Source organism: Jeotgalibacillus marinus, from assembly GCF_040801915.1.
GTDB classification, from domain to species: Bacteria; Bacillota; Bacilli; order Bacillales; family Jeotgalibacillaceae; genus Jeotgalibacillus; species Jeotgalibacillus marinus.
Genome location: NZ_JBFMIA010000292.1, coordinates 1 through 236 on the forward strand (window position 1 = coordinate 1; position 236 = coordinate 236).

Annotated in this window: 1 protein-coding gene; it reads right to left on the reverse strand. The window is 66.9% G+C overall.

What is annotated here, in order from left to right:
* Window positions 1–236, reverse strand: a 236-nt coding sequence (locus AB1471_RS17905) for an ABC transporter permease subunit (RefSeq protein ID WP_367781066.1), incomplete at both ends; no start/stop codon positions are given.

The following is a 236-nucleotide window of genomic DNA, read 5'->3' on the forward strand; positions in this document are numbered from 1 at the left end:
TTGTTTCCGGCCGGTCCGTGATGATGAGCGGCCAGATGTAGTCGTTCCATTCGGTCACGATGGTCACCAGCGCCACGGTGGCGATGGAGGGAACGGACACGGGGACCACGATCTGCCAGAGACGGCGCCAGTGCCCGGCCCCGTCCATCTCGGCCGATTCCAGGATGGACGCCGGCAGGGTCCGGAAGTGCTGCCGCAGCAGGAAGGTGCCGAACGCAGTGCCCAAGCCCGGGAGG